Source organism: Lysinibacillus sp. FSL M8-0337 (genome assembly GCF_038593855.1).
Lineage (GTDB): Bacteria > Bacillota > Bacilli > Bacillales_A > Planococcaceae > Lysinibacillus > Lysinibacillus sphaericus_D.
On sequence record NZ_CP151996.1, the window covers coordinates 1,800,384 to 1,821,126 of the forward strand.

Below are 20,743 nucleotides of genomic sequence, written 5' to 3' on the forward strand. Positions count from 1 at the left end.
ACGATGCAAATTATACCGATGCTAATAAATGGAAAGTGGGTACAAGGAGACGGTCAGGCGTTTATAGATGTGGTCAATCCTTCTACTGGTGAAGTACTTGCGCAACTAACAAATGCTAGTAAGGCACAGGTAAACGAGGCGGTACAAGCAGCGCGTATTGCTTTTGAAAGTGAAGAGTGGCGCCAAGTGAAAGCTTTTGAGCGTGGTCAATTATTACTCGAACTAGCACAGTATATTCGCATGCATGCTGAAGAATGGAGTTTGCTAGAATGTCGGGATGTTGGAAAGCCCTTAACACAAGCACGTGCCGATGTTGAAGCAGCAGCACGTTACTTTGAGTTTTACGGTGGGGCTGCCGATAAACTGATGGGAGACACGATCCCTATCGAAGACGGTATATTAAATGCTGTCGTGCTAGAGCCTGTAGGGATTACCGTCCATATTGTACCGTGGAATTATCCTTTACAAATTACGGCAAGAAGCGTTGCCGCAGCAATTGCAACAGGAAATGCAGTCATTGTCAAAAGTGCGGAAGATACCCCATTGACAACGCATGCTATGACACAATGGTTTGCCCGAAAATTCCCAAAAGGGATTTTCCAACATATTACGGGATTAGGTCGTGAGGTAGGCCCGCTGTTAACGAGGCATCCTGATATTAATCATATTACATTTACTGGTTCTGTTGCTACGGGTATAGAAGTGATGAAAGCCGCAGCCCAAAACATCGTACCTGTCACATTAGAACTCGGTGGAAAGTCCCCGAATATTGTGTTTGCGGATGCACCAATGGAACAGGCATTAGAAGGCGTAGTCCGTGCCATTATTCAAAATGCGGGGCAAACATGCTCTGCTGGTGCGCGCTTACTAATTGAAGAAGATGCAAAAGCGTTGTTTATCAAGCGGTTAGTTGACAGGTTTCAAACTTTAAAGATTGGCCCGGGGGAAGCGGATGTCGATATGGGCCCATTATTAAATGAACGGCAATATGTAAAGATTTCCTCACTGTTGCAACAAGCAAAAGAGGATGGTTATGTGATCACAGGTGGTGACACGCTAACAATTAAAGGCTATGAAAAAGGTTACTATATCCAACCAACGATTCTCGATGGCGTAGATGCCGACGCTGAACTGGCGCAGGAGGAAATTTTCGGACCGGTGTTAACTATATTGACATTTTCAACAGTGGAGGAAGCAATTACCTTAGCCAATGGTACGGATTATGGATTAGTAGCTGGTGTTTGGTCTAAAGATTTAGACACGGCTCATTATGTCGCTAGCCGAGTGAAGGCAGGACAAGTATTTGTCAATAATTATGGCGCAGCAGGTGGGATTCAAATGCCGTTTGGTGGTTATAAAAAGAGCGGAATTGGTCGTGAAAAAGGCTTTGTGGCACTAAGAAATTATACCCAAATGAAAAATATTGCGATACGCTATGCAACACCTGAGCGTACGTGAACAGGGGGGAGCAAGTGGAACAAGCACAAGACAAGCAAGTGTTATTGGAAGTAAAGCAATTACACGTCCAATTTCATTTAAAAAATGGGAAAAAGGCAAAAGTAGTCGATGATGTAAGCTTTGTTATTTATAAAGGTGAGACGGTAGCCCTTGTAGGAGAATCAGGCAGTGGCAAGAGTATGACATCGCTGTCAATCATGCGCTTGCTTCCGATGCCTCCTGGAGAAATATCCGCCGGTTCCATTACATTAAACGATAAAAATCTACTCGCTATGAATAATAAAGAAATGAGTAAGATTCGAGGCAATGAAGTGAGCATGATTTTTCAAGAACCGATGACATCACTTGACCCCGTTTTTACCATTGGCAATCAAATGATGGAAGCGATTCGTAGGCATCAAAAAATATCTGCAAAACAAGCGAAAGAAAAGTCACTACAACTATTAAAAGAAGTGGGTATCGCCAATGCAGAAAAGGTTCTCACTGAATACCCGCATCAGTTATCGGGTGGCATGCGACAACGTGTGATGATTGCTATTGCAATGTCCAATAATCCTCAACTATTGATTGCAGATGAGCCGACAACGGCATTGGATGTTACGGTGCAAGCACAAATTTTAACGTTAATGATGAAGCTGAAAAAAGAACAGCAATCAGCCATTTTGTTTATTACACATGATATGAGTGTTGTTGCTGAAACCGCAGATCGCGTCATGGTGATGTATGCTGGGCAAATTGTGGAGCAAGCGCCTGTTCGTGCGTTATTTCTCGAACCGAAACATCCCTATACAATTGCCTTATTAAAAACGATGCCTACCTTAGAAACTGATATAAAAAGGTTACCATCTATCCCAGGCACTGTACCACCTGCCTATGCATTACCAGAAGGCTGTCGTTTTGCACCACGTTGTCCATTTGTGATGGAGCATTGCCGTCATGTTTTACCAGAAGTTACGTTGTTGCAGCATCAACATCTTGTAAGGTGTCATTTATACACGGAGGAAGGGGCATTGGTAAATGACGGACAAAGAAGTATTACTTGAAATTCATCATTTAAAAGCTTATTTTCCTGTGAAACGTAAGTCTATGAAAGAAGCAAAAAAAGTCGTTAAGGCTGTTGATGATATTTCAATTGACATCTTCCGAGGGGAGACACTTGGTATCGTTGGGGAATCAGGGTCTGGAAAGTCAACATTTGGGCGCGCGATATTAAAGCTTGTTGAACCGACAGCTGGAGAAATTTTGTATAAAGGCCAAGCCATTCATCATTTGAAGGGGAGCGAATTGCAAAAATATCGCAACCAAATGCAAATGATTTTTCAAGATCCCTTTGCATCGTTAAATCCACGCATGCGTATAGGCGCCATTATTGACGAACCAATGGCTTTACAACTGCCTTTAACGAAAGAGCAGCGTAAAAAACGGGTCAGAGAACTATTACAAAAGGTTGGTTTACCGGAAGATGCTATGCACAAATTTCCCCATGAATTTTCAGGTGGGCAAAGACAACGAATAGGCATTGCCCGAGCACTTGCCATCAATCCGGAGTTTATCATAGCAGATGAGCCAGTTTCTGCTTTAGATGTGTCCATACAATCACAAGTATTAAACTTGATGATGGATTTACAGGATGAATTTCAATTAACGTATTTATTTATTTCCCATGATTTAAGTGTTGTCAAACATATTAGCGATCGTGTTGCAGTGCTGTATTTAGGAAGGATTGTGGAAGTAGGCACCAAAAAAGAATTGTATGCACATCCACTTCATCCATATACACAAGCATTACTTTCTGCGATTCCTGTTGTGAATTTTGATGAACCGAAGCAATTAGTCCCATTACAGGGGGAACTACCAAGCCCGATGAATCCACCGATTGGTTGCGTGTTTCATACGCGCTGTCCGTTTGTCATGGAGCAATGTCGGCTAGCACGGCCTCCATTGCAACAAAAAAATGAGCATCAGCAAGTAGCGTGCTTTTTATATGAAAAATAATCAGAATATTCAATTTTTAAAAAAGGGGGTGGGTTAATGTTTGGCAATATTACCGATGTACCAGGCGTGAAAGTAGGACATGCGGAAGATAGAGGAGGCATCACGGGATGCTCCGTTATTTTAGTGGAAGACGGTGCTGTTTGTGGTGTCGACGTGCGAGGCTCTGCACCAGGCACACGTGAAACAGATGCATTGGATCCTATTAATGAAATTCAACAAGTGCATGGCATTTGTTTAGCGGGCGGCAGTGCATTTGGTTTGGATGCCGCAACAGGTGTCATGCATTACTTAGAAGAACAAGGTGTAGGGGTAGATGCAGGTGTTACCAAAATACCAATTGTACCTAGTGCGGTATTATTTGATTTATTTATTGGTGACGCACATATAAGACCATCAGCTCAGATGGGGTATGAAGCAGCGAGAAATGCCAAGATTGGTGCTTTTGTAAATGGCAATATAGGCGCAGGCTATGGTGCAACAGTTGGCAAATTAGCAGGTCCACAATTTTGTATGAAAGGGGGTTTAGGCAGTAGTTCGCTTGTAGGGAAGGATGGGCTTATCGTAGGGGCTATGGTAGCGGTCAATGCAGTAGGCGATGTAAAGGACCCTACTACTCGAACAACGATTGCTGGGGCGCGTAACCGAGCAACAGGGCAATGGCTGGATAGTTGTTCCCATTTAGAAGAGCATGGTCAATCGCAGGCACTCGCGGGTACCAATACGACCATTGGCGTTGTTGCGATGAATGCAAAGTTAACAAAGGCAGAGGCGAAAAAAATCGCCCAACTAGCACAAAATGCCTTAGCACGTACGATTTATCCTGTCCATACAATGCTAGATGGCGATACGATTTTTGTTTTAGGCACAGGACAGCAAACCTACCCAGTGGACTATATTGGACATTTAGCAACAAAGGTCGTGGAGGAAGCGATTATTGCTGGTGTTAAAGGTGCTACTCAATTAGAGGATGTAGCAAGTTATACAAGTATACAACAACAGAATAAAGGGGGAGAAATACTTTGAAGCAGAGTAGAAATTGGGTTTTCCTAATGTTGTTACTGCTTTTAGGGGTGATGATTAGCGCATGTTCAAATGATAATGACAAAAAAGATACAAATAAAGTACCTACAAATGCGCAAGTAACAACAGATACACCGCAAGAAATTGTAGTCCGCATTAATGACGACCCGGATTTTTTAGATCCTCATAAAGCAACAGCATCGATTTCCTATCAGATGATTCTTAATATTTTCGAAGGATTGATAGCACCCGAAACAGATGGTTCCTTAAAAGAGGGACTTGCCGAAAGCTATGAAATTTCACAGGATGGTTTAACTTATACGTTTAAAATTCGTTCAGGTGTGAAATTTCATAATGGCGAGGATTTAACAATAGAAGATATTCAATATTCGTTTGATCGCTTAATGGGCAAAAATGGTGGCGAAAAAATGTCGAATAACTTTGATAATGTAGCATCTACCGAAGCCCCAGATACGACGACTTTTGTCATTAAGTTAAAAGAACCGAATTCTAATTTCCTCTATTCCCTGACTGCTCGCCAAGCAGCCATTATACCGAAAAGTAATGATGGCAAGCACAATGAAAACCCAATTGGGACTGGTCCTTTTGCATATGTAAAATATGCCCCAGGCTCAAATTTAGTGTTGAAAAAGAATGAAAGCTATTGGAAAGAAGGCTTGCCTTACTTAGATAAAGTAACTTTTGCGTTCCAATCCGATGATCAAGCAGCCATTATGAGCTTAATGGCAAATGAAGTAGATTTAACAAGTGTCCCTTGGCAACGCGTAAATGAGGTGGAAAATAGCCATCATTTATCGCATCAAAACAATAACTCTTCTTTAATTGTCACATTTAATGAAACGAAAGCACCGTTTGATAATATCAAAGTGCGTCAGGCCATGAACTATGCCATCAGTAAAGCGGATATTATTGATTCCGTATTTGCTGGTTATGCTGTACCACTTGGCTCGAACATGAGTCCAGCAATGGGAGACTATCAAAAGAAAGGGTTAGAAGATAAGTACAAACTTGATGTGGCAAAGGCCAAGGCATTATTAGCTGAAGCAGGTTACCCAGACGGCTTTAAAACCAAAATTACTGTATCTTCTCATAACGATATTTATTCCAATATAGCGCAAATTGTTGCCGCTAACCTTAAAGAAATTGGTGTAGATGTAGAGATTGAAGTGGTGGAATGGGGGATTTGGCTTGATCGTGTGTACTTTGGTCGCGACTATACAATGACGACGATTGATTTAACAGGTCGTGCCTCTGCCTATGAAATTCTAAATGACTATATTTCTACCAATGAGAGTGAAAACTTCTTCTTATTTAAGAATGAGGAATACGACAACATCATGGCTGACGTTTTAAAGGAAACAGACACAGCAAAGCAAATTGCTTATTACCAACGTGCACAAGAAATTTTAGCGGAGCAGGCAGTGTCGGTTTATGTAGCGGATTACCAAATCGTATGGGGTTCTGACAAGCAAATAACAGGGCTAAAGAGCTATCCATTCTGGTTCCATGATATGTCCGAGGTAAAATTCTCAAACTAGAAAGAGATGATTGCAAATGATGTATATGATACGTCGATTCATCCTGTTAATGACAACGATTCTTCTAGTGTCGATGATTACATTTGGTGTTTTTCAAATTTTGCCTGGGGATCCTGTTCGAACAATGTTAGGAACAGAAGCAGATCCTACACAAATTGAAAACTTGCGGTCTGAGCTTGGTTTGGACCGCCCCCTTTATGAACAATACACTGATTGGATAAAGGGATTATTGACTGGCGAATTAGGCCATTCCATTCGTTTCTCCATGCCTGTAAAAGACTTATTATTGGATAGACTGCCTGTTACGATGTCGTTAGCTGTCCTGACATTAACCATTGTATTAATGGTTTCCTTGCCACTTGGCATGTTTGCTGCGAGACGCCAAAATAAGCTGAGCGATGTATCCTTATCGACATTGACACAAATTGGGATGGCGGTGCCTTCATTTTGGCTCGGGATGATGCTAATTTTATATGTGGGCATGCAGTTTAGTTTTTTAAAAATTAGTGGCTATATTCCGTGGTCACAAAGTGTTGCCGGGGCGTTAAGTACGCTTATTCTGCCGGCGTTAACTATCGCTATACCTCAAATTGCTGTCAACTTCCGTTACGTGCGTACGGCCATTTTAGAACAAATGCAACTTGATTATGTACGGACAATTCGCAGTAAGGGGATGTCGGAACGGAATGTGATGTATAAGCATGTGTTAAAAAATGCCATGATTCCGATTTTGACCGTTTTTGGTTTGATAATGGCAGAAGTTGTGGCAGGTACGATTATTGTAGAGCAAGTATTTTCATTGCCAGGTGTTGGACAGCTATTGATTACAGCGATTAGTAATCGCGATTTCCCACTAGTGCAAGGCATCGTGATGTATATTACGGTAGCCGTTGTTGTTATTAATTTTATCGTCGATATTTTATATTCTGTTTTAGATCCAAGAATCCGATTACGATGAGAGGTGGATGCAATGGACATTGTGAAACGATATATGAAAAATATAAATTTACTCATTGGTCTACTCGTCATCGTCGGGTTTTTACTTGTTATGGTTATTAGCTTCTTTTATACGCCGTATGATGTGAATACGATGAATATTCCCGAAAAATTACACAGCCCAAGTAGTAAGTATCTATTTGGTACAGATGAATTTGGACGTGATATTTTTAGTCGGATGATGAAGGGGACACAAACAGCCTTTGCGGTAGGTTTATTAACGGTCATTATTGGTACATCATTTGGTATTTTAATCGGTGGACTAGCAGGTTTTCTAGGTGGCTGGGTCGATGAACTATTTATGCGCTTAATGGATGCGCTAATGGCTTTTCCAGGCATAATATTAGCGTTAATGCTAGTAGCTGTTTTCGGGCCTGGCGTAGTCAATACCGCAATTGCCCTCGGTGTGATTGCCATACCTGCCATTGCTCGAATTGCACGCAGTGGTTTTGTCCAACATCGAGATGCCGAATACGTACTCGCTGCTAAATTAATTGGTGTCAAACCTTATAACATTATGTTTCGTCATATTTTACCTAATATATCATCCCAAATTATTGTAGCAGCAACGGTTACTTTTGCGACGGCCATGCTTGCGGAAGCAGCACTGAGTTATTTAGGGCTTGGCGTTCAACCACCAAATCCTAGTTGGGGACGTATGTTAAAAGATTCGCAAGCGTATTTAGTAAAAGCATCGTGGTATACATTTGCGCCAGGCGGAGCGATTACTTTATTAGTGCTAGGGTTGTATATGTTGAGCAATGCATTGAGGGATTATATGGACCCCCGCTCAAAATCATAGTTTTAGTGATTGGCAATGTAATATAAAACGTTCTATACTATAGTAATTATATGCTCATAACTGAGGAGGACTATATTAATGAACGCAACCATTATTACAACAGACAGCGATTTGCAAACGGCTTTAGCTATTCGCAAAGCTGTATTTATAGAGGAGCAACAAATTCCAGCATCCGAAGAATATGATGAATTTGATACACTTGCTGCGTCTTGTGAACATATTCTTGTGTATATCAATGAACAACCCGTTGGTACAGCTCGATTACGTGTAGTAGACGGCTATGGCAAACTGGAGCGAATTTGTATTTTACAGCCATTTCGTAAATGCGGGCTCGGAAAAATAATCATTGAAAAGCTTGAGTCGTTAGCGCAGGAGAAAGGCTTAACGAAATCAAAACTTAGTGCACAAGTATATGCAGAGGGCTTTTATGAAAAGTTTGGCTATCGTCGCACAGGAGAGGAATATTTGGACGCAGGCATCCCACATGTTTTAATGAAAAAGCAATTTAACAAAGCTTAACATGTAGTAGATTAAATATCCGCGAATTGAATGCATTTACCCGCGGAAGTTGAGAGTTTACCCGCGAAATGAGAGCATTTACCCGCGAAAAACATAGGAATACCCGCGGTAAATACTATTGAATAGCTTATTTTAAAACGTGTAGTGTTGGAGAAGGTAAGAAAAAGAGTAGCAGAGAATTGCTACTCTTTTTTGATCGTTAGATGTCTCATAAAGTAAGAGGCTTTTAAATGATGTTATAAAACTACACCAGTTGGCAAACATATAAAGCTAATATTTAATGTGTGGTGACTTGTAACACCAACGTAGTCTAACCTACCACCGATTGTGAATGCATAAGTACTACCTAGACCAGTAATACGAGCGTTTACCCCCTTTGGGAAAAAATCACCTTCTGAAGCAGTGGTGCGTAAATTAGAATAGCTAGAAAATATTTGACGATTACCAGCTAGCTGTGTTGTAAAATTTGCAGATACTGCTATATCAACAGGAGTTGAACGATGCATAACTCTAACCTTCCGTGATGCAGAAGTAGTAGAGAATGGTGTTACTCTATTTGAAAGAGCTGCAACAGCTTTAGCTGGTGTCGCTGCAGTTGCTTGGTGATAATATACTTCTTTTGGAATCCAATCTTCTTGGAAATCATTCAAAGGAAGTACAACAACGCTAGCTTGTATCCTATCAATTACTCGTTGTTTATATTCTTCTACGGAAACCCAATCTTCTTCTTCAAATGAATCTATTGGAGAAACCTCAATGTCTACGAGACCATCTCCCCATGGCACGGTATACTTTACTTCGTTTAAAATTTCTATATATTGTTGATGGAGTTGTTCTTTTTCTTCTTGACTTAACTTAGCTGCTGAAGCGTTGCTATTTGAAATAAAGAGAATACAAGCGAAAGCGAAAAGGGCCGTGAAAAATTTGTAAGTTTTTATCGACGATTTTTTTTCCATTTTATCCTTCTCCTTATATTTCAAAATAACTCACTAGTGTCGCGTATAAAAGTTTTGAATATTCTGTTTTTTTTGGTTTTAACTAATAACAAAGACACTTAAGTAAAGCTAGTAAGCATCCATTTTAGACAATAACCTTAGACTGGTGCAATAGAGACAAAATCACTTTATGAGACGGTACTTCCTGATATTTTTTGCATCAATTTTTGCTTGTTTTAATAAAACTGCTTTTAAGTAGCAAATAATTTGTACTAGGTGTTTAACCCGTAGTATTGTAAAATTCAGTGATTTTTCCAAGAATACATGCAGTAAAGCAAAATAATGCGACGATAGTGAGGGTAATTAAATTTTAAATTGATTTTATATTTTTTGTCTAGTAAAAATATAAAATCCTTTTTTGATAGAATTAACTCACCATAGCCAATAAAATCAATGGGATTATCTCCCTGCATGTTATCAAAATTAGCATCTAGGTCTGTAATAATATCAAGATCACCCTGAACAGGTTCGTGGGAGCCAATTAGTCAGTGTAATCATAAAAGATAGAAGATGTATGAGTTTCGAGGAAGACCTTTAACTATATAAAACAACTCCATTTTGAGTATGTCAAAATGGAGTCTTTAATTTAAAACGAAATAGGGACTTCCTGTAATGTTGGGTAAGATGTGATGGCGCCATGTTTTGTTGTGGATATAGCAGCATAACGGTTGGCAAAGGTAAGAAGGGGCGTAGCAAATGTTTCGCAAAAGGCTGCGAGAGACTCCACTGCAATGTTTTTCTGTAACAACATACTTAAAATGGCACCGATAAAGGCATCACCTGCACCTGTTGTATCAAGTGTTTGTACAACTTCAGCAGCAGCTTTTACATGCTGTTGCTTCGTGTAAAGACTAGCTCCTTGTGCACCATGCGTGACGAAAATGACTTGAACCTTCTCTTGAAATAATGACTGCACGGCTTGCTGCTCATCGTCTATATGTGTTAAAAACGATAGTTCATCATCGGAAAGCTTCACGATATGCGCACGCGGAATAAAGTTTAAAATCGTTTGCCGACATGCTTCAGCGTCATGCCAAAGGGGGAGTCGTACGTTCGGGTCAAAAGATACAAGGCACCCCATTTCATGAGCTTGCTCAATAATCGCCTTATGTGTTTGCTTCATTGGACTATCCACTAAGTTCACCGAACAAAAGTGGAGAAGATCATGAGCTGTTAGTAAGTTAGTCGGCAATTGTTGTGAGCTGTATAACAAATCAGCTGCATTTTTTCGATAAAATAAAAAGTCACGTTCACCATCCGCTGTCAAGGATACAAAGGCAAGGCTTGTTTCACCATCCGCTGTTTGTGCGATATACTGCGTATCTACGCCAGCTTGTTTCACGGTAGCAATTAAAAAGTCCCCAAATGCATCTTGCCCAACTTGTGTTAGTAGGGCAGCAGATTGGCCTAATTTTGCGCAGACTGCTGCTACATTCGCCGGTGCACCACCCGCATTTTTCGTAAACTGTTCGACCGATAAAAGCGAGCCGCTTTGTCCAGCGGGCGTAAAGTCAATTAAGAGTTCACCAATTGCATACAATTTTCGCATACAATACCTCCTTGTCCAATCAAATCTTCATTCCTGCAAAGGAGCTTTTTGCTTTGGAATATAAATAGTATAAAAAATCCCAGAAAAAATGAGTAAGATACCAAGCGTTTGAATAGCGCTAGGCATGAAATCAAGCAGTAACATATCTAATAAGATAGCGACAACGGGATCTACAAATACTAAAACAGACACTAGTATAGTAGATAGGCTACGAATACTATCAAAAAATAAATAATAAACAAATCCAGTATGAATAAATCCTGTCCCTAAAATATAAAGCCAATTCGTTGTTGTCAATCCTTCAAATAATGAAAAATCTACAAACGGTACTAGCATCACAATACCAACAGCCGTTTGTATAAACGTTAAGGCATAGGCGCTTAAATTTTTTATCGTTCTGCTCGTTAACATCGTAAATGCATAAAATAAAGCGGAGAGCAATGCCCACACAAAACCGGACTGCATAAATTCAGATAATGAAATAAAATTTTGTAATCCAATAATAAAAATACTGCCGATAAAACAAGTTACCGTTGCGACAAGGGCTTGTATAGTCATTTTTTCTTTAAGCAATAACGCACCTAAAATAAGCACAAAAATAGGTGCTAAATTATAAATTGAAATGGCGATTGAAATCGACATCTCCTCAAAAGCTTTAAATAAAAACACCCAGTTTAAGACGATAAAGACTCCACAAAGAAGGGTGCGCAATAGTTCCTTTTTGTTCCAGATCTCTGTTTTATGCCCGCCCGTAATTAGCCATAAGGCGCCAAGAAAGAGTGTTGCACAAACACAACGGATAAAGACTAGCTCTGTAGCGGGTACGCCAGTATGGATCGTGAAAAAGCCGATGGAGCCAAAAATGGCCATAGACACTGTAAGTTTTATGATTGCTGAGACATTCATAACAAACCTGCTTTCTAGTAGTAATGAAATGGCTACTATTTTTTAGCTATCACTATAATGGAGAAACCGACAGCGTTGTCTACTGTCGGCTCTTGTTCATTAGAAAACGATTACTCACGGATTTGCCCATTTCCATGGATGAAATACTTTGTAGATGTTAATGCTGGTAAGCCCATTGGTCCACGAGCATGTAATTTTTGTGTACTAATCCCGATTTCAGCGCCATAGCCAAATTCAAAGCCATCTGTAAAGCGAGTAGAAGCGTTATGATAAACCGCCGCAGCGTCTACACTATTTAAAAATGTATCTGCCACAAGCTGATCTTCAGTAACAATGGCCTCCGAGTGGTTTGTACCATATTGATTAATGTGCTCGATAGCCTCATAAACGTTTTCGACAATTTTGACGCTAATCTTTAAATCTAGGTATTCTGTTGCAAAGTCTTCCTCTGTAGCGGGCTGCGCAAAATCCACCGCTTGGCAAACTGTCGCATCACCTACAATTGTCACGCCTGCTTCATGCAGTGCGTTTAGCAACTGTGTACCGTGTTCACTAAACCACTCCGGATGAATTAGTAAGCTTTCTGCTGCATTACAAACAGAAGGACGTTGTGTTTTTGCATTTCGACAAATGTTTTCTGCTTTTATGTAATCGGCTGTTTGGTCCACATAAATATGGCAATTGCCTGCTCCTGTTTCAAGCACAGGCACAGAAGCTTCACGAACAACTAAATCAATCAGAGCTTTACCACCGCGTGGAATTAGTACATCAAGATATTCTTTTAAATGGAATAATTCCTTTGCTGTGTCACGACTTGTATCTTCGATTAATTGCACTGCATCGACTGGGATAGACGTTTTTTCAAGTGCTCGGTGGATACTTGAAACAAGGGCAATATTTGAAAATTTGGCTGAGGAACTACCTCGTAATAGTACAGCATTACCCGTTTTCAATGATAATGTGGCTGCATCGACCGTAACATTTGGTCTAGCCTCATAGATCATGCCGATCACCCCAATTGGCACCATCCGCTTCTCAATAAGTAAGCCGTTATCCTTTTCAATATGCTCAAGCGTAGTTCCAACTGGATCATTTAATTTCACTAATAAATGAATGGCATCTGCCATTGCTGTGATACGTTCCTTGTTTAACATAATGCGATCAAGTGTTGAAGTAGGCATGCCTTTGTCTTTACCATTTGCTAAATCCTTTAAATTTTCAGAAATTATCATATCTTGATCGATTAGTAATTGTTCCGCAATTTTCGTTAAGGCATCATTTTTTTCGCATGTTGTTTTAATATTTAAAACATAGCTTGCTGCCTTTGCTCGTTTTCCTTTTTGGTATACTTCACTTGTCATTTGATTTCCTCCTATTTCGTTTGTATTTTTAACCATTTATCCCGATGAATAACCTCTATCGGGTAATTGGTTAATTCATCAGTTCGTTTTCCCATTGCGTGTGCTAGCTCAAGTGATGAATATAAAACTTCGCCGCGCCCAATCAGCTTATTATGGCTGTATACTTCAACAACGTCACCTTGTTCGAAGTCTCCTTCAACTCGATAGACACCTGCTGGAAGTAAGCTTTTGCCATTTTCTAATAATGCGTGCTCTGCACCGTTATCTATAAAAATTTTACCAGAAATTTCCGTTAGCGCAATCCACTGTTTATTATTTGTTAAGACAGCGAGTGCTTCATGTTCTACATATGTGCCATCGCCATGACCATCTAAAATATGGATTAGCTTTTGAGCCCCGTAGCCCGTTCCGATAAATACTTTAACGCCTGCATTTAAAGCTGCACGGGCTGCTAATAGTTTGGACTCCATACCACCTGTTCCAACTTTAGAGCCAGCACCGTCAGCGAAGCCTAGCATTTCGTCTGTTACTTCTGTTAACCGATCAATGCGTTTTGCTTGCGGATTTTTATTGGGATTGGCATCGTATAAACCATTAATGTCTGTCAGAATAATGAGCTGGTCTGCATGAACAAGCCCACTGACAAGTGCGGATAGCATATCATTATCCCCAAATGTTAATTCGCTAACAGATACCGTATCGTTTTCATTAATAATTGGGAGCATCGAGCGCTCAAGTAATTCCTCAAATGTTGCATAGGCATTTTTATAGCGTTCTTTTTTCGAAAAATCAGTCCGTGTAAGTAAAATTTGAGCAGGCATTATATCATAAATACTAAATAGTGCATGATAGGTTTGGATAAGCAAACTTTGACCGACTGCTGCTGCTGCTTGTTTCCCTTTTACTGTCACAGGGCGAGAAGGGTAGCCGAGTTGTTTAAAGCCTGCTGCTACAGCACCTGACGAAACTAGTAAAACTTCATGTCCACATTTTTTTAATTCCGCAATAGCTTGCACGTGATCCATTAAGCGTACTTTATCAATTTCGCCTTTTGCATTAGTTAAGGAGCTACTGCCGATTTTTACAACAATTCTTTTTCTTTCCATCCTAATTCCTCCAGTTCACCATTTGGGGCATTCCCATCGCCTAAGCCACAAATTGCTGAATAAAGATAAAAAAACCTTTTCGTCCTAAAAATTAGGACGAAAAGGTTGCTTTCCGTGGTACCACCTACATTGAATATCTTGAGATATTCCACTTTCCTCATAACGCTTGAGACTGCGCCTAGTTTGGCTAGGACGTTTCACGAAGTAGGTTCTGTAGTCTTTTTTGTACAATGTCTTACAGCCGATGGACATCGCTCTCTTACCAATTAGTTTCTACGTACTAATCTTCGTTCGTTTTATTGGTATCATGTATTTTGCAGAGATTGCGGATATAACATAACCACAAGTTCTCATTCATACTACTAATTGAATAAAGAATGCACTACTTCTTTGTGTCTGTCAAGCTGAATAGAAAAATTGTGTATAAATTAGGACAAATCGCAGAGGTTTACAACTATCAATAAACATTTGAATACTGAGAAGTTACTATTATTTTAACCACCAAATGGCAACGAATAGAGGCAGCATCGCCAATATCATCACAAAGAAACTCCACAAAATTTGTTTCCCTGTTGTCATGTTTTTAGGTTTAATACTCATTTTTTCATAGAGCGCGTTAATCGCACGTTGCTCTTTTGCATAGAGCATTGATTGAAATTCATCATAATCTTGAATATAACTAGATGGGGGCCTTGGACTAAAACGAAGATTTCGAATATCTTCCGTAATGTCTTTTTCGCCAATCCAGTAGGTAATAACGGGTGCTAAGCCAGCAGAATGCATTGCTTGAACCTCGATATCGTGTGTTTTCATTTTATAAAAAACATTTCCTTGCTCGTCCTCAAATTCTTGAACAATATCGCTTACTGCCATCGACGAATCACCTCTTTCTTAATACAATAAGGATTGAATTCATAGTGTTGAATTCTATTATAATGCATAAACGAAGAGAAATGTTGCGTGAGCGAGCATTAATGAGGATAATAATTTTTTTATAAAAAAATATATATAGTCATAAAGTTACAAGTGGCGTGTAGTATAATGTAAATACAACCATTGTAATTATGGTTTTTTCTAACAAATAGCGGGGGGGAAGGGTAAAATTGGAACTTTCGTCGTTACTAGCATTTTTAGGTGCAGCTATTATTTTAACTATAATGCCGGGGCCGGACAATTTATTTGTCCTTGCGCAAAGCATTACACAAGATAAAAAGGCTGGAATTGCGACTTCACTAGGTTTATGTACGGGCTTACTTGTACATATCGGAGCTGCAGTTTTAGGTATCTCAGCCATTGTCTATCAATCGACCGTTATGTTTTCGATTGTCAAATTTGCTGGGGCTGCCTATTTATTATACTTAGCATGGCAATCATTTCGAGCGAAGAATGATGCATTTACATTGGAGCACCAAAATATTCATACGTTCGCTTTGCTATATCGAAAAGGAATCTTAATGAATATCTTAAATCCAAAAGTTTCTTTATTTTTCTTAGCACTATTGCCACAGTTTGTAAATCCGTTACTTGGACATGTGGCGTTACAAATGCTCATTTTGGGTATGGTATTTTTAGTGCAGGCACTGATTCTATTTTCATTAGTTAGTGTTTTTGCTGGGAAAGTAAGGGAAATAATTATAGGTAAACCTACTATTGCAAAACGCCTGAATATCGTACAAGGTGTACTATTTACATTTATCGGTATAAAAATCGCACTTAGTAAACAATAAAAGGAGGAGATTGTATGGCTATTTTACATATTACCTTTAGCTTGTCTACACAAGGGTCCATTAAACACGCGATTCGACAAAACCATTTACAGCGGGAAGAGTCAGTGATTTGTATTAATGATAATTTCTCTATTGGCCCACTTACAAGTATGGAAGAGCGAAAAAAATGGTTGGATACCCATATTTTTAAGGATGTAGAAGAACAAGAATTATATGAAGACATCCACAACAAGTGGACAAAAGCGATAGCTGGCATCCCATGTGATCTGGATGTTTGGATTTGGTATAGTCAAAATGCGCATGAAGAAATTGCTTTACGTTATGTGATGAGTGAGTTTGTCAATAAATGCAGCATGGTATTTGGTATAGATGCCACGGCTGGTTTACAGCGCATTCAACAAGACATGTCCATTCGTTATACTGGTGAGTTATCAGCGGATATGTTAATGAAGTTACGTCCAGAAGCGAAGCGTTTTACAATTGAGGAGTGTCAGCGTCTAGCTAAAGAATGGGACGAGCTCAAGCGAAATCAAAGTATATTGCGAGTTTGGCAAAATGGCATTGTTCATGTAAACGAGAATATGTTTGATGAAAAAATTATGAACAGTGCAAAATATTTACAAGCTAGCAACAATGAGCAATGGCTTTCACCAGTGAATGTTATTGGGCAAATGGTAAATACGACGGATGACTATATTAGCGAAACATTTATTGAAAATCGATTACTCTACTTGGCTCAACAAGGACTATTTGAAATAAGCGGTGACACAACGGATATAAATGCATATAAAATAAACTATATTGGACAATAAGTTAAACGCTCATGAGAAAAAGTGTTAGATTGATTTGAAGTCAATCTAACACTTTTTTGTTATGTTGTTGTTCGCGTCTTACTTTTTGAGCAGAATTCACCCATCTTTTTGTTCCTTCATTTTGAGTGCCAGCCTCTTTAGTCGCGTTCTCTCGAAGGGCCCATCTTCTCATAATAATCAAGAACAAATTGCTGGAATTGCCGTGCGGACGGTGGAAGGTAACGATTTTCAATCCAAGCCATTCCAATTATGCGTTCACATACCATATCTTCAACATGTATTTTTACGACCTTATTTGGATTAAGGTCTTCATCATCAGGTAGTAGGGATACCCCAAGACCAGCTCCTACAAAGCCTGCAACGGTAGAGACCTCATCACCTTCATACGTAATTTTAGGCTTAATGCCCGCAGCATTTAACAGTCGATCAGCAGTCCGGCGTAATGCATAGCCTTTTTTCATAAGGACAAAGTTTTCATGTTCTAGTTCTTTCATTGTTATACTTTTACGATTGGCTAGATGATGATCGATGGGCACCATGATATAAAGCTCATCTCTCCATAGTTCTTTCCAACAAACAGGTGGTTCGGTATCAATTGCTGCAAGCAAACAAAGATCTAGCTCACCTGCAAGCAGTTGTTTAAGCTGGGAGTGCGAATAGTTTTGTGTGAAATGAAAGCGGATATGCGGATGTTGCTGACGAAAGGCGCGGATCAAATCAGGGACTATACTTGTTCCAAGTGTATGTAAGAAGCCCAGTGACACATCTCCAAGCTCTGGATTATTGAGCTCCTGTAATTCTAAAACAGCTTTTTCATATTCTTTACGCATACGTTGCACGCGATATAAAAACAATTCTCCGTAGCGATTTAGCATGATCGAACGTCCTTGGCGGTCAAATAAAGGAACACCTAATTCCTCCTCAAGCTTTGAAATCGAACGACTTAGTGCAGGCTGTGAAATCGCTAAAACATCTGCTGCACGTGTCATATGTTCAAGCTTCGCTACTGTTGCAAAATATTCCAATTGTTGCCATTCCAATTTCACTCACCTCTAATAATAGTATGGATATTAGTTACCTGCATTATAACGGTAAAAGGATAGGAAGTATAGGCAACTTGGGAAAATTTTAAATGGCAGCTCATCGGAAATTAAACAAATGAATTTTTTTAATTTAGAAGCACCTCCAAAGGGTGATTACAGAAGGAATTAACCTTACACCATTCATGCATAAAACGTATCGAAACGATAAAAACTATAAATTGTACATTATGAATAAAGGGTGTTAAGATAGACACATAAAATACACAAATACAAATTTCCGTGAAGGGGATATTATAAAATGAAGTTATCAAAGCCGCAACCTCTAACAATTGAGGGAGGCAAAAAAGCCGTACTATTACTGCATGGATTTACAGGTAGCACAAAAGATGTGAAAAAGCTAGGGGAATTTTTATCCAAACGTGGTTATACCGTTCATGCACCTATCTATAGTGGGCACGGGGTAGAACCGGAAGCCCTACTAGAAACAAAACCTGAAGACTGGTGGAACGATGTAGTAGAAGGCTACAACTTCCTAAAAGATAAAGGATATGAAGAAATCGCAGTAGTAGGCATTTCACTTGGCGGAGTTTTTTCATTAAAAGTAGCAGAGCAATTTCCTGTTAAAGGAGTTGTTGCCATGTGTGCGCCGATAACACGCGATAGCTCAAAAGGATTATTTACACGTTTATACAATTATGCAAGACTTTATAAACACTTTGAAAACAAGTCCAAAGATCAAATTATTTCTGAACTACATGAATTACGCATTTCACCAAAAGATTCTTTAGATGGCGTAACACGCTTAACAGAAGAAACACGTGAAGATTTACCTGCAATTAAAGCACCAACTTTAGTATTGCAAGGATTATTAGACGATGAGCTATATCAACAAAGCGCTCCGTTTATTTTAGATACAGTTAAAACAGATGATAAAGAAATTATTTGGTATGAAAATTCTGGTCATATTATTACGTTAGATAAAGAACGTGATAAAGTGTATGAAGACGTGTACAATTTTTTAAACCATATAGAGTGGTCTGTTGCAAACTAAGAGCTGTCTTCTGACAGCTCTTTTTATTTGTTAATTTTTACTTAATAAGCTAGGAACTGTACTATTAGCATTTATCTTAGAAAAAACTATTGTTTTTATAATAAATGCCTGTTACCATAATGAAATTGTAGTGAAAATTCATTCGATTTAACTTATTTCAGCAAAACACCTTTATTTCTATTAGTGAACAACGAATGCGATAAAATTACTGAAGAGTAGTGGTTCGAACTCTAGCTGAAGTAAGAGAAGCTTCATTGGATATTTTACATTCTAAATGAAGCATTTCGAGCAAGCTCGAAAAAAATCAGGAAGCAATTACGCTAAGGCGTAATTATTCTTGCTTCAATAGGGTGAAGCAAGAAAGCCTCCGGCGGATGTCACAGATTTTGAAGAGGAGCATTTCGAGCAAGCTCGAAAAAATCTGGACGCAATTACGCTAAGGCGTAATTGATTATTTGCTATAGTCAAACACATCTAAGGAGTACATCAATTATGCAAAAGAAAATACCTTTTTCTACATATGCAGTCATTGGAACGATGTTATTTGGACTGTATTTTGGAGCAGGAAATCTTATTTTTCCAATTCAACTTGGACAACTAGCAGGGACTAACTTTTGGTTTGCTCTTGTCGGTTTTTTAGTAACGGCAATCGGGTTACCGTTTTTAGGTATTTTAGCGATTGGTTTATCGGGCAGTAATGGACTGCGTGATTTAGCGAGTCGTATTCATCCTTTATTCGGCGTTATTTTTTCATTAGCGTTATACTTAACAATTGGTCCTTTCTTTGCTATTCCACGAACGGCAACAGTGCCATTTGTCGTTGGCTTTGAACCGTATATTAATGCGGAACATACAACCATGTTACTGGCTTTGTTTAGCTTTATATTTTTTGCCATTGTCTACTATTTCTCGTTAAATCCAGCGAAGATTATGGATTATATCGGGAAGGTATTAACACCAGCCTTTTTAGTTGTCTTATTTATTTTAATAATTATTAGTATTGTAAAGCCGATGGGGCACTTCCAACAGCCAATAGGTGATTATATTCAATCTTCCTTTATGACTGGCTTTAAAGAAGGCTATAATACAATGGATGCACTAGCATCGCTAGCATTTGGTATCGTTGTCATCAATGCTATTAAAAATGCAGGGATTACAGATCGTAAAGAAATTGCTAAGGCAACTTGGAAGTCTGGTATCTTTGCGATGGCATTAATGACACTAATTTATGGGCTTATTACGTATATGGGCGCATCTAGTATTGAATCAGTAGGAACATTTGACAACGGTGGTTTAATTTTTGCAGCAGTTGCAGATCATTATTTTGGCTCATTTGGTGCCATATTATTGGCAGTCATTATTGTGCTTGCTTGTTTAAAAACGAGTATTGGTTTAATTACTTCTTGTAGTGAATTTTTCCATGAAGTATTTCCAAAGGTTAGCTATAAAATGTTTGTTCTATTATTGTGTGTTGTGTCCTTCTCAATTGCGAACTTTGGTTTAAATAATATTATACAATTTGCTATTCCAGTGCTTATGTTCTTATATCCACTTGCCATTGTTCTGATTTTACTTGCCTTAAGCTCTTCATTATTTAACAATAAGCAAGCTGTATACGCATCGGCTATGTTTTTGACGTTTTTCGTTAGTCTCATCGACGGCTACAAAGCGCTCGTTATTAGTATACCTGAGGCACAATTAAGCTGGTTAGACACAATAGAGCAACTATACTCCGATGTTTTACCACTATATGATATCGGTTTAGGATGGATATTACCTGCTGTCATTGGGGTAGTGATTGGCTTGATTTTGCCTTCAAAACAAACTAAAACCATTCAATAGTT

General features: G+C 39.0%; 19 protein-coding genes. 12 read left to right on the top strand and 7 right to left on the bottom strand.

Annotation, left to right across the window (positions count from 1 at the left end; all coding sequences use genetic code 11):
* The first annotated feature begins 3 nt into the window (after nucleotides 1–3).
* The 8 genes from MKY08_RS08385 to MKY08_RS08420 all read left to right on the top strand — a co-directional run bounded on the left by MKY08_RS08385 (nucleotide 4) and on the right by MKY08_RS08420 (nucleotide 8,349).
* Nucleotides 4–1,458 carry an aldehyde dehydrogenase family protein gene (locus MKY08_RS08385; RefSeq protein ID WP_069511392.1) on the top strand — a complete coding sequence of 485 codons (1,455 nt, stop codon included), beginning with the start codon at nucleotides 4–6 and terminating at the stop codon, nucleotides 1,456–1,458.
* 14 nt (nucleotides 1,459–1,472) lie between these two features.
* Complete coding sequence (locus MKY08_RS08390) at nucleotides 1,473–2,501, top strand: ABC transporter ATP-binding protein (protein WP_069511390.1); 1,029 nt, start codon at nucleotides 1,473–1,475, stop codon at nucleotides 2,499–2,501.
* Nucleotides 2,476–3,453, top strand: coding sequence for a dipeptide ABC transporter ATP-binding protein (locus MKY08_RS08395; RefSeq protein WP_069511388.1), 978 nt, complete (start codon nucleotides 2,476–2,478; stop codon nucleotides 3,451–3,453). The genes MKY08_RS08390 and MKY08_RS08395 overlap by 26 nt, the downstream gene beginning before the upstream one ends.
* Before the next feature lie 36 nt (nucleotides 3,454–3,489).
* Entirely contained in the window at nucleotides 3,490–4,476 is a 987-nt protein-coding gene (locus MKY08_RS08400; RefSeq protein WP_069511387.1) for a P1 family peptidase, read from the top strand.
* Between the two features lie 26 nt (nucleotides 4,477–4,502).
* On the top strand, nucleotides 4,503–6,032 hold the full coding sequence (locus tag MKY08_RS08405) for an ABC transporter substrate-binding protein (protein WP_069512117.1): 1,530 nt from the start codon (nucleotides 4,503–4,505) through the stop codon (nucleotides 6,030–6,032).
* Nucleotides 6,033–6,048: 16 nt separating this feature from the next.
* Nucleotides 6,049–6,990, top strand: coding sequence for an ABC transporter permease (locus tag MKY08_RS08410; protein ID WP_069511386.1), 942 nt, complete (start codon nucleotides 6,049–6,051; stop codon nucleotides 6,988–6,990).
* Between the two features lie 12 nt (nucleotides 6,991–7,002).
* Nucleotides 7,003–7,830: an ABC transporter permease gene (locus MKY08_RS08415; protein ID WP_069511385.1), complete on the top strand. Its 828-nt coding sequence runs from the start codon at nucleotides 7,003–7,005 to the stop codon at nucleotides 7,828–7,830.
* A 78-nt stretch (nucleotides 7,831–7,908) separates the two neighbouring features.
* Nucleotides 7,909–8,349: a GNAT family N-acetyltransferase gene (locus tag MKY08_RS08420; protein WP_069511384.1), complete on the top strand. Its 441-nt coding sequence runs from the start codon at nucleotides 7,909–7,911 to the stop codon at nucleotides 8,347–8,349.
* A gap of 236 nt (nucleotides 8,350–8,585) precedes the next feature.
* On the opposite strand, the gene MKY08_RS08425 is transcribed toward MKY08_RS08420, so the two are convergent.
* The 6 genes from MKY08_RS08425 to MKY08_RS08450 all read right to left on the bottom strand — a co-directional run bounded on the left by MKY08_RS08425 (nucleotide 8,586) and on the right by MKY08_RS08450 (nucleotide 15,139).
* Nucleotides 8,586–9,305, bottom strand: a complete 720-nt coding sequence (locus MKY08_RS08425; RefSeq protein ID WP_069511383.1) for a hypothetical protein — start codon at nucleotides 9,303–9,305, stop codon at nucleotides 8,586–8,588.
* 625 nt (nucleotides 9,306–9,930) lie between these two features.
* On the bottom strand, nucleotides 9,931–10,893 hold the full coding sequence (locus tag MKY08_RS08430) for a carbohydrate kinase (RefSeq protein WP_069511381.1): 963 nt from the start codon (nucleotides 10,891–10,893) through the stop codon (nucleotides 9,931–9,933).
* Between the two features lie 27 nt (nucleotides 10,894–10,920).
* Nucleotides 10,921–11,799 (bottom strand): DMT family transporter, encoded by an 879-nt coding sequence (locus tag MKY08_RS08435; RefSeq protein ID WP_069511380.1) that lies wholly within the window; start codon nucleotides 11,797–11,799, stop codon nucleotides 10,921–10,923.
* A gap of 110 nt (nucleotides 11,800–11,909) precedes the next feature.
* Nucleotides 11,910–13,160: a glutamate-5-semialdehyde dehydrogenase gene (locus MKY08_RS08440; protein ID WP_069511378.1), complete on the bottom strand. Its 1,251-nt coding sequence runs from the start codon at nucleotides 13,158–13,160 to the stop codon at nucleotides 11,910–11,912.
* Nucleotides 13,161–13,171: 11 nt separating this feature from the next.
* The gene (proB, locus tag MKY08_RS08445; RefSeq protein ID WP_069511376.1) at nucleotides 13,172–14,266 is read right to left on the bottom strand and encodes a glutamate 5-kinase; all 1,095 of its coding nucleotides are present in this window, start codon (nucleotides 14,264–14,266) and stop codon (nucleotides 13,172–13,174) included.
* A 489-nt stretch (nucleotides 14,267–14,755) separates the two neighbouring features.
* Nucleotides 14,756–15,139, bottom strand: a complete 384-nt coding sequence (locus MKY08_RS08450; protein ID WP_069511374.1) for a sodium:proton antiporter — start codon at nucleotides 15,137–15,139, stop codon at nucleotides 14,756–14,758.
* A 230-nt stretch (nucleotides 15,140–15,369) separates the two neighbouring features.
* On the opposite strand from MKY08_RS08450, the gene MKY08_RS08455 reads away from it, so the two are divergent.
* Both MKY08_RS08455 and MKY08_RS08460 read left to right on the top strand, forming a co-directional pair.
* Complete coding sequence (locus MKY08_RS08455; protein ID WP_069511372.1) at nucleotides 15,370–15,993, top strand: LysE family translocator; 624 nt, start codon at nucleotides 15,370–15,372, stop codon at nucleotides 15,991–15,993.
* 14 nt (nucleotides 15,994–16,007) lie between these two features.
* The gene (locus MKY08_RS08460; protein WP_069511371.1) at nucleotides 16,008–16,805 is read left to right on the top strand and encodes a DUF1835 domain-containing protein; all 798 of its coding nucleotides are present in this window, start codon (nucleotides 16,008–16,010) and stop codon (nucleotides 16,803–16,805) included.
* Between the two features lie 137 nt (nucleotides 16,806–16,942).
* On the opposite strand, the gene MKY08_RS08465 is transcribed toward MKY08_RS08460, so the two are convergent.
* A complete protein-coding gene (locus MKY08_RS08465) occupies nucleotides 16,943–17,845 on the bottom strand; it encodes a LysR family transcriptional regulator (protein WP_069511369.1) in 903 nt (300 codons plus the stop codon).
* Nucleotides 17,846–18,146: 301 nt separating this feature from the next.
* Here MKY08_RS08465 and MKY08_RS08470 point away from each other — a divergent pair, with 301 nt between their 5' ends.
* Nucleotides 18,147–18,899, top strand: coding sequence for an alpha/beta fold hydrolase (locus MKY08_RS08470; protein ID WP_024363503.1), 753 nt, complete (start codon nucleotides 18,147–18,149; stop codon nucleotides 18,897–18,899).
* Nucleotides 18,900–19,391: 492 nt separating this feature from the next.
* Nucleotides 19,392–20,741, top strand: a complete 1,350-nt coding sequence (gene brnQ / locus MKY08_RS08475; RefSeq protein WP_069511368.1) for a branched-chain amino acid transport system II carrier protein — start codon at nucleotides 19,392–19,394, stop codon at nucleotides 20,739–20,741.
* Nucleotides 20,742–20,743 lie beyond the last annotated feature (2 nt).